This window comes from Sorangium sp. So ce145 (genome assembly GCF_051525985.1).
GTDB lineage: Bacteria > Myxococcota_A > Polyangia > Polyangiales > Polyangiaceae > Sorangium > Sorangium cellulosum_B.
On sequence record NZ_CP150315.1, the window covers coordinates 2,685,298 to 2,700,446 of the forward strand.

The following is a 15,149-nucleotide window of genomic DNA, read 5'->3' on the forward strand; positions in this document are numbered from 1 at the left end:
CTGCCGTCCGGCCGAGCCCGTCCTCCCAGCGCACGCCGGGCTCGTATCCGAGCAGCTCGAAAGCCCGAGAAAACTAGGCGAGCGAGTGATGCACCTCCCCAGCCCTCGGGCCCTCGTGCTCGATCGGCAGCGGCCGGCCAGGCTGCCGCTCGAGCTCTCGGCGAAGCGGAATGCGTCAATGTAATTGAGACACCAACTGGTCGGCAGACACACAGAACGCACGGCTCGTGCTGAGCACGTCGAATCACGGCGCCAACCAGGGCGGCGAGGAGCACATTCGCCGCGAGCATTGCGTGCACGCCGACGGCAAGCTGGCCTTGCAGTACAAGCCCGGTCGCATGTCGTGTGAGCCGTTCCGCGAGTACAACACCCAGGGCAACGGCGTCTACGGGCGGTCGCCGCGGTCGAACGAAGAGTGGCAGTCGTTCAGCGACTCATGCCCTGGCGACATCATCGACACCCGGAACGTCCCGTGGGGGGGCCGCGAGCGCCGGCATGCACGAATTCGTGATCGACGTCCCTGACGCGACCTTCGTCGACGGCGACGAGCTGGTCCCCACGCTGGGCGGCTCGAGGACGCACGGATGATCCGCGTCTCGCGAAGCGCCTGGGCCTTTCCGGACGTCACGCCGCCCCGCGCGACCCGTCGCCGAAGAGCAGCGCGCGGAGCGCCTCGGCCTCCCGCTGCGCCCGCGCCACGATGGGCAAGAGCCCCACGAGGCACTCGACCGGCACCTCGCGCACCAGGATCACCCCGTTCTGGCTGCGGAACACGCGCACGCCGCGCGCCCGGAGCCTCGCCGGGCTGATCTCGAGCATCACGTCGACCTTCGCGCGCTTGCCCACCGCGCTGCCCAGCGCGTCGGTGCAGTGGACGTGCGTGCGCGCCGCCGGCCGGATCCCGTCGCGCGCGATGCCCCTCACGGCGTCCACGCTGGTGCCGTGCCAGATCGACGCGTCGCCGTGGACCTCCTCCCACGACGCCTCGAGGCCCGCGAGCGTCACCGGCATCCCGTCGCGCGAGTGCCCTTGCGAGGCGCGCACCCGGTCGCCGCGGATCTCGAGGCGGTTCTTCGTGTTCTTCTCCACCACCTCGTCGAGCACCGGCCGGGAGATCCGGAGCGCCTTGAGGACGTCGTCCACGGCCACCCAGCCGGCGTCGTCCATGGCGACGCCCTGCGAGGGCGCCGCGTGGCGGAGCAGCCAGGAGAGCTTCTTGCTCGTGTCGGTCAAGCGATCGCGGCCCATCGTCAAGCTCCATTCTCGTCTCGTGAACCGGAGCCGCGGCCCGCGATTCGCGCGGGCACGCAGAGGCCTCCGGGAGGTCCCTGGACGGAGCAGGGACCGGGACCGAAACCGTGAAGGGAATCGGCACGAGGAAAGAATAGACGCCCGGTTATCATCCGGAAGAAGTATTTCTGGAGTCGCTATCGCGTTTCGCGATAGCGTGCCGCCATGCTCAACCTCGACTGGCTCGGCGCCTTCGTGGTCTTCACCGAGCACCTCAACTTCACGCGCGCGGCGCGGGCGCTCCACGTCTCGCAGCCTGCGCTCCACGCCCAGATCGGCAAGCTGGGCGAGGCGCTCGGCGTCACGCTCTACCAGCGGCGCGGGCAGCGGCTGGAGCTCACGGCCGACGGCAAGCGCGTCGCCGCGTTCGGGCGCGAGGTCGGCGAGCGGACGCGCTCGTTCCTCGACGTGCTCCGCCACGGCGAGAGCCGGGAGCCGGTGGTGCTCTGCGCCGGGGAGGGCTCGTACCTCTACCTGCTCGGCGAGGGGATCCGCGCCTTCTCCGCGCGCGCCGCCGCCCCGCTCCGGCTGCTCACGCGCGACCGCGAGGGCACGCTCGAGGCCGTCGCGGCGGGCGAGGCGCACCTCGGCGTCGCGCCGCTCGAGGGGGCGCCGGACGGGCTCGCCGCCGATCGCCTCACCGAGGTGGCGCAGGTCCTTGTCGTCCCCGACGGCCACCCGCTCGCCCGGAAGCGCCACATCCGGCTGCGCGACCTCGAGGGGGCGCGGCTCGTCGTCCCCGGCCCGTCGCGGCCCCACCGGGCCCTGCTCGCGCAGGCGCTGCTCTCGGCGGGTGTCCGCTGGGAGCCGGCGGTCGAGGCGAACGGCTGGGAGCTGATGCTCCACTTCGTCCAGCTCGGGGTCGGCATCGCGGTGGTCAACGCCTGCTGCCGCCTCCCCCGCGGCCTCGTCGCGCGCCCGCTGCCCGAGCTGCCGCGCAAGGTCTTCTATCTCGTCCGCCGGCGCGGCGGCGAGCTCCAGGGCGCGACCGCGGAGCTCCGGGACGCGCTGCTCGCACACGCCGCGGCGTGGCAGAGAAACCATGCGGGGGGCGCGTCGGGCGCGTCGGGCGCGTCAGGCGCCGCCCCGACGGCGCCCGCGCGCCGGCGCTGAGCCCCGGCATCGCTCTTCTTGCCGCCTGCCGGCTCTGCCGGTCTCCCTCCCGGGCTCTGGCTCCCGGGCTCAGGCCGCCTTTCTCGACTTCTGCTTGCTCTGCTTCGCCTTCTTGCCGCCGACGTCGTCCGGGCGGCTCACCAGCTTCGAGAAGTAGCTCGGCTCGCCGCTGGCCTTGGCCTCCTGGTACACGAAGGCCAGGTTGGACGATTCGAACTTGTCGAAGAAATCGTCCCACGAGATCTCCTCCAGGGTGTCTTCCCCGCTGTACCCGGGGAAGTCGATCCGGAGGACGCCGGGCTCCCCCTCTTTCTCGGTCCGCGCCACCGTGGCCGGGTGGCCGCCGCGCGCCTCGACCCACGCGCGGATCTCGTCATGGTCGATGGTCATGTGGGACGCGTGGTCGCCTTCGGCGCCTCTCGGGCGGGCCTGCTTCCCGCGAGGACGCTGCTCGGCGCCGCCGGGCTCCTCGTCGATATCGAGCTGGACCTCCACCTCGACGTCGAGCTCTTCCTTCTCACGCTGCTCTCTCGCGCCCCTGGCGCCGCTCGCCTTCTCGGAGCTGCCCTTCGCCGCGCGCGGCGTCGACTTGCCCTTCTGGACCATGTCGTCCGGGCGGCTCACCAGCTTGGAGAAGTTGCTCGGCTGCCCTTCCGCTGTCTTCTCCTGGTACACGAAGGCGAGGTTCGACTCCTCGAACTTGTCGAAGAAGTCCTCCCACGAGATCTCCTCCAGGGTGTCTTCCCCGCTGTACCCCGGGAAATCGATGCGGAGGATGCCAGGCTCGCCGCCCGCCTCGGTGCTCTTCACCGTTGCCGGGCGGCCTCCGCGCGATTCGGCCCACTGGCGGATCTCGTCATGAACGATGGTCGTCTTCGATGAGCTGGCCGACATGGTCTTCCCTCCTGTGCTCGTGCATCGATGGCGCGGGGAACGGCAATCCGCATGCCAGAGACCGATGAGAAGATCCGGGCACGCGATGGCCGACCTCGGCCATACGGCAGCTCCCTGGACCGAGCGCGGCGCGCCGCGGAGCCCGTCGCGCTGCCGAACGACCGCGCCGCCGTGCATGCGGCGCGTCGCGGTCACCAGGCGGAGACCGTGGTGAAAGCAGGGGAGCTCTGCTGTGGTCGACGATGGGCTCGGCGATGCGATTTGCCCCGCCTGCGGCGAAATGCTGCCGGCTGGCGGAGGTCCTCATCGGAGATCGCGTTTCCCTGGATCCGAGTGAACCTGAAGCAGACAGACCGGCAGACTGCCTGCTTGAATGCTGTGACAGACAGACTGCCTGGCTGACAGCAACAGCCCGACACGCGACGCGCGGCGCCCTCACGGAGGCCCACGCGTACGCCGTGAGGGCATCCCGGTGGCGCTCGCCACGGAACCAGGCGTCCCCAGTGTAGCTCGCGCTCGATGCAACCCACGTGCGCCGGGCCAACCCGGTTGGGCGGCCGAGAGATCGCGTGAGCGCGTGTCGACGTGGGGGAGCCGGTCGTGCTACCTAGTATCGAGCGCCGCGATGCGCGCGCTGCCGAGGCCGAGGACGTGACCGCCGCGCACCATCTGCTCCTCCGGGTCGCTGTGATCGCCGTCGCCACGGCGACCGCCGCGACGGCGGGCGCGCGCCCGCCGCGCCCCGCGCCGGCGGCCTCGCAGGCCCACCCGCCGCGCTCCGCGCCGGCGGCCTCGCAGGCCCACCCGCCGCGACGTGCGCCAGCCCCCTCGCCGGGGCGGCCGCCGCGCCCTGCGCCGGCGGCCCCGCAGGCCCTCTTGCCCGCGCCGGCCGCCCCGCAGGCGCCCCCGGCTTCGCTCGCCCCGCCGGCCCTGCCTTCCGCGGCTTCCCCCGAGCCCGCGGCCTGGCGCGCGCTCGTCGTGGGCGGCGGCCCGAGGCCGCCCATGAACCAGGTGGCCATCGAAGGCCACATCCGGTACTTCCAGTCGCTGCTCCCGGCCTGGGCGGAGCGGCGCGTCCTCTTCGCCGACGGGCGCCGGGGCACGCGGAGCGTGCAGTTCCTCGACGGCGACCAGACGCGCTACCGCGCGCCCAGGCTGCCGCGCATCGACGGGGCGACCACCCGCCCCGGGTTCGACGCGATCTGGCGCAGGTTCGTCCACGCGCGCCCCGCCGACCCGTTGCTGCTCTATTTCGCCGGCCACGGGAGCCCGGATCCAGGGCACGACCTCGACAACAACGTATTCGACCTCTGGGGCGGCGGAGCGCTGTCCGTGCGCGACCTCGCTGCCCGCATGAAGGAGCTGCCCGCCAGCACTCCCGTCGTCCTCGTCATGGCCCAGTGCTACTCCGGCTCGTTCGCGAACCTCCTCTTCGAGGGCGGCAGGCCCGACGGCGAGCTGGTCGAGCGCGACATCGTCGGCTTCTTCGCGGCGACCCGGGACCGCCCCGCGTCGGGCTGCACGCCCGAGATCGACGAGGCGGACTACACCGATTTCAGCAGCTTCTTCTTCGCCGCCCTCTCGGGCGTCGATCGCCTCGGGAAGCGCGTCGACGGCGCCGATTACGACCGGAACCAGCTCGTGGGGATGAACGAGGCGTTCGCGTACGCCCTCCTCCACCAGGAGACGGGCGACGTGCCGGTCGCGACGTCCGATGTGTTCCTGCGCCGCTTCGTCAACAAGCCCGATCACGAGACCATGGCGACGCCCTATTCCAGGGTCCTCTCGTGGTCGACCCCGGCGGAGCGGGCCGCGCTCGAGGGGCTCTCGGACGCGCTGGGCCTCCACGGAGAGCACCGGCTGCGGGCCGCCTACGAGCGCGAGTTCGGGCCCCGGGCGGGCAGGAGAGACGTCGAGGACGTGGACTCGGCCCACCGCCTGCGGTTCATCCGGCTCGCCAAGAGCGTGGTGCTCGCGCGGACGCTGCGGCAGAGCGGCCACCGCGCGAGGATCGAGCGCTTCGAGCGGCTGCGCGCCGCCGAGGCGCGCAATCCGCTCGTCGAGGTCAGGGCGGCGAGCCAGGCGCGACAGGACGGCCGGCGGCGCGCCGCCCGGTGATCCCGGGCTGGCCCAGCCCGCCCGCCCGAGGCGCTATCGGACCACCGGACAGCCGCGCTCGCCGCGGGGCGAGGCGCGCGTCATCGCCCGCGGCTCTCGTCCCGCAGCATCGCGATCAGATCGGTCGCGCCAGGGTCGATTCCCATCTGTGTGAGCAGGGTGGTCACCTGACCGCGGTGATGGGTCTGATGATTGAAGAAGTGCCCCACGGACCACCAGAGCGGAGAGGTGTAGACCGTCCCGCTCCGCGTGTACGTCAGGTCGCCCGCGAGCGCCCGGTCATCGATCTCGTGCACCCAGGCGAGGATATCCGCGTCCGTCCTGGCGCGCTCGCGGGAGAGATCGCCGAAGTCCGCGTAGAGCTCCTGCGAGAGCGCGGTGATCTCGATGGCCTTCCCGCTCGGATCGCGGGAGACGAACCGCTCCGCGCCGCCGGTGAAGCGCCCCATCCACGTGCGGTCGGCGAGCAGGATATGGTTCAACGTGCCGTGGATCGACCGGAAGAAGGCCCCGCGATCGCGCTTGCGCTCCACGTCGTCGAGCTCGCCGACCAGCGCAAAGAGCCTGTCGTTCATCCACCGGTTGTAGCGAGCCAAGGCGCGGTACTGGTCGATCCAGCTCATGAGCGACTCCTCATTGTTCGAGAGCAGGCGCGAACGCTACCACGCCCGCCCCCGACGGCGAAACCGGGCCAGCACCGCCGCTGTCACCCGCGGCGTCGCGGCCGGCGCGCTACCCCCGGGACCGCGCGCCTCGGGCGCATCGCCGGCAGCCGTAGAGATCGCGCGCAGCCATCGAGATCGCGCTTGCTCGGTCCGTTATGGCGGACTATTGTCCTTGATAGCAGACGCGTGGCGCTCGGGGAGAGACCCTCCATTCGGACCCGTCTTTCGCCGATCTCCACCTCCTCTCCCAAGGAGCCATGATGGTCAGCCTTTCGCTCGATTCAGCTGTCCTGGCCGAGACGTATGATCGCGTCAGCGATCGGCAGTTCAACCACGGAAAGCTGCTCATCGAAGATCTCCAGATTTCTCCGGGCGAGCGCGTGCTCGACGTCGGGTGTGGGACGGGCCGGCTCGGGGCCTACGTCGCGGATCTGGTCGGCCCCTCCGGCGCGGTGGCCGGCGTCGATCCGCTGCCGCTCCGGGTCGAGCTGGCGAACGAGAAGCGCCGGCCGAACTTCCGCGCCAGCGTCGGGCAGGCCGAGGATCTCTCCCAGTTCGCCGCCGGGAGCTTCGATGTCGTGTTCCTGAACAGCGTGCTCCACTGGCTGCCCGAGAAGCTCGGCCCGCTGCGCGAGGCGCGCCGGGTGCTCGAGCGGGGAGGGCGTCTCGGCATCAGCTCGGCCGCCAGGGAGCGCCCGCACGAGCTCGAGCAGGTGATCGAGGGTGTGCGGTCGTCTCTCGGCGTGACCGCCGCCGCGGAGACGCTCGGCAGCACGACCTACAAGGTGACCTCGGACGACCTGACGAGCACCCTCCTGCTCGCCGGCTTCGAGGATCCGAGGCTCCAGATCCGCACCTTCACGGACCATTTCGCGGACACGGACGACGTGATCGCGTTCTACCTGGCCAGCTCGTTCGGCAACTTCCTGTCCAACCTCGATCCGGCGGAGGCCGTGCGGGTCAAGGCGGCGCTCGCGGCCGAGCTCGAGCGCCGCCGCGCGCCGGAGGGGATCCGGCTGCAACGTCACCTGATCTTCGCCGTCGCGCGCGCCGGCGGCTGACCGGCCGCGCCGCGGAACACAACATCGAGGCGGGGGCCACGCCCGCCCGGGGGACGCCGGCCGCTGCGGGCTCCCGAGGTGCTTCTCCGGCACCACCGGAGCAGCAGGCGCTGCGCTCGGAGCAGCAAGCGCTGCCTCCCGAGCAGCAAGCCGGAGCCGCCGCGATCGACGCGGCGGCGCTGGCATCTCCGGGCGATTCGGGCACAGCCCCTGCATTCGGCCGCGCCGCCGCCGCCCTGCCTTCCGGACATCCTTCCCCACGGGGCGGCGCGAGGAGCTCGCCCATGGAGTATACCAATCTCGGTTCGACTGGTCTCAAGGTCTCGCGGATCTGTCTCGGCGCCATGACCTTCGGCTCGCCCAAATGGCGGGATTGGGTGCTCGACGAGGCGGCGAGCCGCCCGCTCATCAAGCGAGCGCTGGACCTCGGTATCAACTTCTTCGACACGGCCGACGTCTACTCGCTCGGCGAGAGCGAGTCGGTGCTGGGCCGCGCGCTCAAGGATCTCGGCCCCTCGCGCGACAGGCTGGTGATCGCGACCAAGGTCAACGGCCCCATGGGCGACGACCCGAACCAGCGCGGGCTCTCGCGCAAGCACATCAGGCACTCCATCGACGACAGCCTTCGCCGGCTCGGCACCGATTACGTCGACCTCTATCAGATCCACCGCTTCGATCCGAACACGCCCATCGAGGAGACGCTCGACGCGCTCAACGAGGTCGTCAAGGCGGGCAAGGCGCTCTACCTCGGCGCGTCGTCCATGTTCGCGTGGCAGTTCGCGAAGACGCTCCACGCCTCGGACAGGCTGGGCCTCCACCGGTTCGTGGCCATGCAGAACCATTACAACCTCGTTTACCGGGAGGAGGAGCGCGAGGTGATCCCGCTCTGCAGGTCCGAGGGCATCGGGGTCATCCCGTGGAGCCCGCTCGCGCGCGGGTTCCTGGCGGGCAACCGGGGCAAGGACGGGAAGGGGGAGACGGTCCGCGCGAAGAGCGATGAGTTCGCCCAGCGGCTCTATTTCCAGGACTCCGACTTCACCGTCGTCGAGAAGGTGACCGAGATCGCCGCGAGGCGCGGCGTGCCGAACGCGCAGGTGGCGCTCGCGTGGCTGCTCCAGCAGCCCGGGGTGACCGCGCCGATCGTCGGAGCGACCAAGCTGTCGCACGTCAACGACGCGGCCAAGGCGGTGGAGCTCAAGCTCGACGCCGAGGAGCTGCGCGCGCTCGCCGAGCCGTACCGGCCGCACCCGGTGCTCGGCCACAGCTGAGCGCGCCGCCGAGCCCCGCCCGCGCTCGCCGTGCGGCCCGCGCCGGAAGGCGACCTGCCCGACCCGGACGGTGCGCATCAGGTGAACACCCTGGCGCGGGGGGCCCGTGGTCCTCCCGAGGTAGCGCGCGCCGGTTGCGTGGCCGCGCGCCTCTGCGAGGATACGGCGCCGGCAGGGGCGGGGAGCCCGGTGAGCGCCCGCGCGCTCGACGACGATCGAGGAGCGTTGAGCCCGCCGCTCGGGGGGCAGGTGAGCGAACGACTCGACGTAGAGGTGCTGAGCCGCCGCGAGGAGCTCGAGGCGCTGCGGGAGCCGTGGAGCGCGCTGTGGCAGCGCTGCCCGGCGGCGACGGCGTTCCAGCGGCCGGAGTGGCTGATCCCGTGGTGCCGCGCGCTCGGGCCCGAGGAGGTGCTCGCCCTGGTCTTCCGGTCGGACGAGGGGCTCGTCGGCCTCGCGCCCCTCGCGGTTCACCGCATCGGCGACGAGCGCGTCGTCGCGCTGCTCGGCGCCGGGATCACCGATTACAACGATGTCCTGGCCGCGTCCGGGTACGAGCGCGCGGTCGCGGACGCGGCGCTCGCTTGCCTCGAAGAGCGCGCCGACGCGTGGGACGTCGCCGATCTCCACGACCTGCGCGCGTCGTCGCCGCTGCTCCTCGCCGAGGCGCCGCCCGGCTGGTCGGACGAGGTCGAGAAGCACGAGGCGTGTCCGGCGGTGACGATCCCCGAGGGCGCCGCGCCGGACGAGCTGCTTCCGCCGGGGATGCGCGCGCGCGTCGCCCGCGCGCGGAAGCGGCTCGCGCGGGCCGGAGACCTGCGCCTCGACGTGGCCGACGCGGCGAGCGTGGACGAGCTGCTCGACGCGCTGTTCGCGAACCACAAGGCGCGCTGGCGCTCGCGCGGCGAGGGGGGCGTGCTCGACGAGGCGCTCCGGCCGTTCCACCGCGAGGCCGCGCGCGCGCTGTGCGCGCGGGGCGCGCTGCGGCTCTTCGGCCTGCGGCTCGACGGGCGGATCATCGCGTCGCTCTACGGGTTCGCCGAGCGCGGCGGGCTCGCGTCGTACATCACCGGCTTCGATCCGGAGCTCGCGTGGTACAGCCCGGGGCTCGTGATGCTCGCCAGCGCGATCGAGCACGCGGCGCGCGAGGGCGCGCGGACCGTGGACTTCCTCCGCGGCCGCGAGCCGTACAAGTACGACTGGGGCGCCGTCGACCGCTGGACGTTCCGCCGGCGGCTGCGGCGCCGGGGCGCGCGCGGGGCCGGGCGAGAGGTCGGGGAGGGCGATGGCGCGGTGCAGGCCGTGATGTCCGGCGAGGCGTCGCCGGAGGTCGGCCTGGTGCGGCTGCTCGGCGCCGCGGGGGACCTCGCGGCCGCCGCGCGCGTGATCGACGCCGCGCACGCCGCGGGGCCGGCGGCGGGGGAGGGGGCGGCGCGACTCGAGGCGCTGCGCCGCTGCCTGGACGAGCGGCGCGCCGCGTGCGCGACCGTGGCGGCGATGCTGGGCGCGCACCGGGACGCGGGGCTCGCCGGCGCGGACGCGCGGGGGGCCTGTCGCTCCGCCGCGCGGCTGTTCGACGAGCTCTGCGAGCGCTCGGAGGAGGCGAGCGTCGCCGCGTACTCGCTCGGCGATCCGGAGATCCTCGAGCGCGCGACGCGGGAGGTGGTCGAGCTCCTCGAGCGGTGGGGCGCGATCGGGGAGGACCGCGCCATCCTGCAGATAGGCTGCGGGATCGGCCGCTTCGAGGCGGCGCTCGCGCCGAGGGTGCGCGAGGCGTGGGGGCTCGACGTCTCGCCGCGCATGATCGAGGCCGCGCGGCGCCGCTGCGCGGGACGCTCGAACGTCGTGCTCGCGGTCTCGTCGGGCGTCGATCTGGGCGGCGCGCCGTCGGCCCGCTTCGATCTCGTGTACGCGGTCGACTCGTTCCCGTACGTCGTCGCCGCGGGCGCGGAGGTCGTGGATCGGCTCGTCGCGGAGGCGCGCCGGACGCTGCGGCAGGGCGGGGAGCTCGTCGTCCTGGGCTACTCGTACCGCGGCGACCCCGCGCGCGACGCGGCCGACGTCGCGCGGCTGGCGGCCCGCCACGGGTTCGACGTCCTCGCGAGCGGCGAGCGGGCGTTCTTGCTGTGGGACGCGCGGGCGTACCGGCTGCGGAGGATCGAGCACCGGTGAGGCGCGCTCGAACCGCGACGTCACGCGGGAGATCGACAGAAGGCCGACCGCGGACGAGGCCTGTCGGAATCCTGCCGGCCCGGCGGTCAGGCGAGGAAGAAGCGCTCGCGCGCGCACGTAGCAATCGACACAAGGTGCTTGCCATGAAGACATCGATCCACGGTGCGTTTGCTCTCCTCCTGTGTTGCCTGACCCTGCCCGCCTGTGCCGCCGTCGAGCTCAACCCGGGCGCCGAGAAGGTCATCGTCACCAAGCAGCCGGCCCCGCAGGGGTGCCGGTTCCTGGGGACGGTGGTCGGGGAGCAGGGCGGCTCCGTGTCTGGAGCGTTCACCAGCAATGCGAACCTGCAGGAGGGCGCGGTCAACGACATGAAGAACAAGGCCCATGGCCTGGGCGGCAACTACGTGGTCCTGGAGAACACGAACGCAGGGACCACGATCTCCGGCGACCGAGACAGCATCTCTGGCCAGCAGACCGACGTCACCCACATGGGCAACGCGTACAGCTGCCCGCCGCAGCTCGTCGGCCTGTAAGACGCCCCGATCTCGCGAGGTCGCCGCGGCGATGGTCCGCAGCGCGAGGCTCCCGAAGGCGCCGCCGGCGGGGGCCTCATGGCCTCTGGGCCGCGCGGCCCAGAGGCCGCCGCCGGGGAGGCGCGCTCGACCAGGTGAACCGATCCGAAGCGGTCCGACCGCAACGCGGCGGGCCGGGGCTCATCCAATGTCGACGAAGGGCCGGTGGAGCGTCGCCTGGGCGGGGTGCCCGCCGGTCGACCGCGGCCTGCGCCAGCCGTCGGGGTGGCCCCACGGCCGGGCGCGGCCGCCGCAGCGCCTCGGTCCGCGCCGAGGGGGCCTGCCGCAGGGGGAGATGAAGAGATGGAGATGTCGTTGTCCAGGCGTACGGCCGCAGAGTTTCTCGGAACGTTCTGGCTCGTGCTCGGCGGCTGCGGGAGCGCCGTGCTCTCCGCGGCGTATCCCAGGCTGGGGATCGGCTTCCTGGGCGTGGCGCTCGCGTTCGGGCTCTCCTTCCTGACGATGGCCTACGCGGTGGGCCACATCTCGGGCGCGCACTTCAACCCCGCCGTCACGCTCGGCCTGATCTCCGGCGGGCGCTTTCCCACGCGAGACCTCCTGCCGTACATCCTCGCCCAGATCGCCGGCGCCATCGTCGCCGCCGGGATCCTCTATGCGATCGCCAGCGGCGCCGCTGGCTTCACCGTGCACGCAGGCTTCGCGTCGAACGGCTATGGCGGGCGCTCGCCCGGCGGATACTCGCTCTTCGCGAGCCTCCTGGCCGAGATCGTCCTCACGTTCGGCTTCGTGATGGTGGTCCTCGGCGCGACCGATCACGGCGCGCCGCGCGGGTTCGCGCCGATCGCCATCGGGCTCGCGCTCACGGTGGTTCACCTCATCGGGATCCCGGTCACGAACATGTCGGTGAACCCGGCGCGCTCCACCGGTCCTGCCCTGTTCGTCGGCGGAGGGGCGCTGTCTCAGCTCTGGCTCTTCTGGCTCGCCCCGCTCGCCGGCGGCGTTCTCGCGGGCGTGCTCTATCCGGTGCTCGTGGGCCCGAGGCCGGGCCGGGCCGTCGTCACGTCGCCGCCGGTCGTCTGACGAGGCCGAGGAAGGGACGAGGCCGACGGCCGGGATCAGGCCGGCCCGGCGCCCGGCTCTCCGGCCCCGCGCGCCGTCGAGATTCCACGCACGGCATCGTGCCACCTATGCTAGGGCTCGCGCCCCGAGATGAGGACCAAGACCGGGCCCGGGGCGCCCGAGGCCGAGGCCGACACGGACGCTGCCGCCGGCGCGGAGGACGAGATCACCGCCGACGCAGACGGCGAGGCGAGCTCCGGCGCGGAGGGCGCGGACGGCGAGGAGAGCTCTCCGCGCACCGCGCGGCCCGAGGCGGCCGGGCCGGCGCGGCCCTCGCCGCGGCAGAGGCTGGCGCCGCTCCTCCGCGAGCTGCCGGCCGCGCTCATCGCGCTCGGCGTCTCCATCTGCTTCGGGCTGAGCTACGGCGTCAACTACGGCGTCAGCAACCAGACGGCGTACATGCTGGGCGCGCTCCGGCTGCTCGATCCCAGCGTGCTCGCGAAGGACTGGTACGCGACCGGCTCGGCCAACTACCACCCGGCGTTCTCCTACGTGGGCTGGCTGCTGCTCGCCATCGACCGCGGCGGTGCGGCGGTGGGCTGGGGCCTCGTGGTCACCGCGGCGCTCGGCGCCATGTGCGTGTACTGGCTCGCGGTCGAGCTGCTGAAGCAGCGGCGCCTCGCGCTGGCCACCTTCCTGCTGGTGATGGCGATCGCCTTCGTCACCCGCACCGACAGCGTCGCTGTCAGCTACATCTTCGATTTCACCCTGCAGCCCTCCACCCTGGGCAGCCTCTTCCTGCTCGCGGCGCTGCCGCCCCTCGTGGCCGGCCGCACCCTGCTCTCGGGCGTGTTCCTCGGCCTGAGCGGCCTGTTCCACGCCAATTACCTCGTCCTCGGGATCGGCACCTTTGGCCTCACCCAGCTCCTGCTCGGCTGGAGGGACGGCTGGAAGGATCTGGCGCGGCGCATCGCCATGCAGGTCGGGCCGTCCATCGCGGTGTTCCTGCTCCTCTCCCCGCTCATCCTCCGCTCGGTGCGCTCGCCGGACGCGGCGTTCGCGCAGGAGATCCTCTTCAACATCCGCGCGCCGCACCATTACGTGCCCACGACCTTCAAGGGCGGCTTCTTCCCGGTGGCGGCGTGGCAGATGCTCGGCCTCGGCGCCGGCGGGTGGCTCTTGCGCGGCCGTGAGGGGCGCGGGCGCCGCCTCGGCGCGGCGGTGCTCGCGATGGCGATCCTCATCTGGACCGGGACGCTGCTCACCACCTGGGTGCAGATCCCGCGCGTCGCGCAGCTCTTCGTGTGGCGCTTCGCGCCGTTCCTCGACCTCCTCATGCAGCTGCTCGCCTGCGCGGCCTCGGCGAGCATCGCGGTCCGCCCCTCCCTCTTCCGGCGCATCCCGGCCGCGGGCCTCACGCTGGTGCTGGGCGGCTTCGTCGCCCTCGCCATGCTCGACAAGGAGGGGGATCTGGCGCGGCCGCTCTTGCTGGTCCTCGCGCCCGGCGCCGCGGGCGCCCTCGTCGGCGCGGCGGCGTCGCTGCTCGAGCGCCGGCGCGTCCATCTCGCCCCGGCGCGCGCAGTTCTGTTGCGCTTCGGCGCTTATGTGATCGTCGCCTACGCGGCGTTCGCCTGCCTCCGCTCCGGCGTGTCCAAGGTGAGGGGCTACCAGGAGCGGTCCAACGTGATCAAGGGCATGCGCGGGCCCGAGGCCGACATGTACGCCTGGATCCGCGCCAACACCTCGAAGGACGCGGTGTTCCTCACGCCGCCGCAGCTGGGGGGCTTCCGGCTCCTCGGCGAGCGCGCCATCGTGGTCGACTGGAAGAGCAGCGCCTACGTGCCCAGCGAGCTGGTGGAATGGTACCGGCGGCTGGAGGACGTCTCCGGGCGCAAGGGCTTCCGGCGCCCGGACGACCTGTCCGACGGCTACGCGGATCTCGATGCCGCCCGGCTCGGCCCGCTGCAGAAGAAATACAAGCTCGATTACGTGGTGGTGGCGCGCGGCCGGCAGAGGGACCTGCCGGGCAAGGTCGTCTATCAGAATTCGCGCTTCGTGATCCTCGACCTGGCCGGCTGAGACGTGATCGGGGCTCGAGGCTCGCCGCGGGTCGCGTGGCCGTCCGGGCGAGCTGCCGAGCTAGCCGCCGAACCGGTCCCACGCGAGCTTGGCCGTGAGCGTGAGGCCGAGCGCGACAACGAACCACCGCACCTTCCTGGGCTCGATGCGGCGGGCGACCACGGCGCCGGCGAGCGAGCCGACCACCGCAGCCGCCATCATGATCGGCGTGGCGACCGCGTCGACCGCGCCCGCGAACAGGAACGCGAGCGCCGCCACGCCGTTGATCAGGCTCGCGAGCACCGTCTTGATCCCGTTCAGCCGGTGGATGTCCACGTCGCCCGCGAACGAGGAGAGCAGCGCGAGCATCATGATGCCGATGCCGGCGCCGAAATAGCCGCCGTAGACGCTCACGAGGAACTGGAGCAGGAACACGAGCCACGGCCGGGAGGGCAGCGCGAAGCGCTCCGCGCCGGGATCCGCCGCGGGTGATGGCGCCGCGGAGGGCTTCGCCCGGCGCAGGTTCTGCCAGAGCAGGAGCAGCGTCGCGACGAGCACGAGCCCCGGCACCGCGGCGTCGAACACGCGCTGCGGCGTCACGAGCAGGAGCGCCGAGCCCACGACGCCGCCGAGCAGCGAGGGCAGGAACAGGACGCCGAGGACCCGGTAGTCCCGGGAGAGCTCCCGGCGATACGCCCACGCCGACGCGAGCGACGCCGGCGTGAGCGCCACCGCGTTCGTCGCGTTCGCCGCGAGCGGGGGCAGCCCCGCCGCGATCGCCGCGGGGAACGACACCAGCGTGCCGCCCCCGGCCACCGCGTTGATGGCGCCGGCCACGGCGGCGCCGCCGGCGAGGAGTGCCGCTCTGGTCAGATCCACGGCGCGAGATCGCCCGAGCCCCGCCGGCCTGTCAACCGCCGC

At 72.6% G+C, this 15,149-nt stretch carries 13 protein-coding genes; 9 read left to right on the forward strand and 4 right to left on the reverse strand.

All coding sequences use genetic code 11. The features are described from left to right. The first annotated feature begins 227 nt into the window (after positions 1-227). Complete coding sequence (locus WMF34_RS10285) at positions 228-524, forward strand: peptide-N-glycosidase F-related protein (protein WP_437993166.1); 297 nt, start codon at positions 228-230, stop codon at positions 522-524. Between the two features lie 100 nt (positions 525-624). Here WMF34_RS10285 and WMF34_RS10290 read toward each other — a convergent pair whose 3' ends face one another. Next, positions 625-1,248 (reverse strand): RNA 2'-phosphotransferase, encoded by a 624-nt coding sequence (locus WMF34_RS10290; RefSeq protein ID WP_437993167.1) that lies wholly within the window; start codon positions 1,246-1,248, stop codon positions 625-627. Positions 1,249-1,455: 207 nt separating this feature from the next. Between WMF34_RS10290 and WMF34_RS10295 the strand changes: the two genes are divergently transcribed. Beyond that, positions 1,456-2,403 (forward strand): LysR family transcriptional regulator, encoded by a 948-nt coding sequence (locus tag WMF34_RS10295; protein WP_437993168.1) that lies wholly within the window; start codon positions 1,456-1,458, stop codon positions 2,401-2,403. Between the two features lie 69 nt (positions 2,404-2,472). Here WMF34_RS10295 and WMF34_RS10300 read toward each other — a convergent pair whose 3' ends face one another. Further along, complete coding sequence (locus WMF34_RS10300) at positions 2,473-3,297, reverse strand: hypothetical protein (protein ID WP_437993169.1); 825 nt, start codon at positions 3,295-3,297, stop codon at positions 2,473-2,475. Positions 3,298-3,897: 600 nt separating this feature from the next. Here WMF34_RS10300 and WMF34_RS10305 point away from each other — a divergent pair. Further along, the gene (locus WMF34_RS10305) at positions 3,898-5,415 is read left to right on the forward strand and encodes a hypothetical protein (protein ID WP_437993170.1); all 1,518 of its coding nucleotides are present in this window, start codon (positions 3,898-3,900) and stop codon (positions 5,413-5,415) included. Positions 5,416-5,495: 80 nt separating this feature from the next. Here the strand turns inward: WMF34_RS10305 and WMF34_RS10310 are convergent, their stop codons facing one another. Further along, positions 5,496-6,038 carry a DinB family protein gene (locus WMF34_RS10310; RefSeq protein WP_012234603.1) on the reverse strand — a complete coding sequence of 181 codons (543 nt, stop codon included), beginning with the start codon at positions 6,036-6,038 and terminating at the stop codon, positions 5,496-5,498. 299 nt (positions 6,039-6,337) lie between these two features. Here WMF34_RS10310 and WMF34_RS10315 point away from each other — a divergent pair, with 299 nt between their 5' ends. The 6 genes from WMF34_RS10315 to WMF34_RS10340 all read left to right on the forward strand — a co-directional run bounded on the left by WMF34_RS10315 (position 6,338) and on the right by WMF34_RS10340 (position 14,249). After that, positions 6,338-7,141: a class I SAM-dependent methyltransferase gene (locus WMF34_RS10315; protein WP_437993171.1), complete on the forward strand. Its 804-nt coding sequence runs from the start codon at positions 6,338-6,340 to the stop codon at positions 7,139-7,141. A 284-nt stretch (positions 7,142-7,425) separates the two neighbouring features. Beyond that, on the forward strand, positions 7,426-8,409 hold the full coding sequence (locus tag WMF34_RS10320; protein WP_012234605.1) for an aldo/keto reductase: 984 nt from the start codon (positions 7,426-7,428) through the stop codon (positions 8,407-8,409). Between the two features lie 225 nt (positions 8,410-8,634). Then, positions 8,635-10,578 carry a GNAT family N-acetyltransferase gene (locus WMF34_RS10325; protein ID WP_437993172.1) on the forward strand — a complete coding sequence of 648 codons (1,944 nt, stop codon included), beginning with the start codon at positions 8,635-8,637 and terminating at the stop codon, positions 10,576-10,578. Between the two features lie 143 nt (positions 10,579-10,721). Further along, positions 10,722-11,111 (forward strand): DUF4156 domain-containing protein, encoded by a 390-nt coding sequence (locus WMF34_RS10330; protein WP_012234607.1) that lies wholly within the window; start codon positions 10,722-10,724, stop codon positions 11,109-11,111. A 348-nt stretch (positions 11,112-11,459) separates the two neighbouring features. Beyond that, positions 11,460-12,191, forward strand: coding sequence for an aquaporin Z (aqpZ, locus tag WMF34_RS10335; RefSeq protein ID WP_437993173.1), 732 nt, complete (start codon positions 11,460-11,462; stop codon positions 12,189-12,191). A 129-nt stretch (positions 12,192-12,320) separates the two neighbouring features. Beyond that, entirely contained in the window at positions 12,321-14,249 is a 1,929-nt protein-coding gene (locus WMF34_RS10340) for a DUF6798 domain-containing protein (protein WP_437993174.1), read from the forward strand. A gap of 60 nt (positions 14,250-14,309) precedes the next feature. Here WMF34_RS10340 and WMF34_RS10345 read toward each other — a convergent pair whose 3' ends face one another. After that, complete coding sequence (locus WMF34_RS10345) at positions 14,310-15,107, reverse strand: sulfite exporter TauE/SafE family protein (RefSeq protein ID WP_012234610.1); 798 nt, start codon at positions 15,105-15,107, stop codon at positions 14,310-14,312. Between the last annotated feature and the right edge of the window lie 42 nt (positions 15,108-15,149).